Here is a 269-nt window from a genome sequence, read left to right on the forward strand (position 1 = left end):
GGTGCACCGCTGTTCCGCTGGCAGGAAGAAGAGCACGGCAACCGGATCGAACGCGGCCAGTGTCTCGAGCAGTGGACCGCCCAGGGCGGCCCGAGCCTGTCGGTCGCCCTCCCCGGCTGCGAGTTCGAATGCCTGCTTCCGGACGCGTACTACTCGGCCTGCCGCGATGCGGACGAGAGGATCCGTCCGCACACGGTCCGAACGGCCATCCGTTATCTTTTCGACACACTTGGTGCGGCACCGCAGGAACTTCGCGCCGTGGTCGCGGG

1 protein-coding gene is annotated in these 269 nt (G+C 67.7%); it reads left to right on the plus strand.

Annotated features, from left to right (window positions below):
* Positions 1-269, plus strand: a 269-nt coding sequence (locus SB772_RS41375; RefSeq protein WP_410838696.1) for a DUF2863 family protein, incomplete at both ends; no start/stop codon positions are given.

The organism is Paraburkholderia sp. SIMBA_030 (genome assembly GCF_046535245.1).
Lineage (GTDB): Bacteria > Pseudomonadota > Gammaproteobacteria > Burkholderiales > Burkholderiaceae > Paraburkholderia.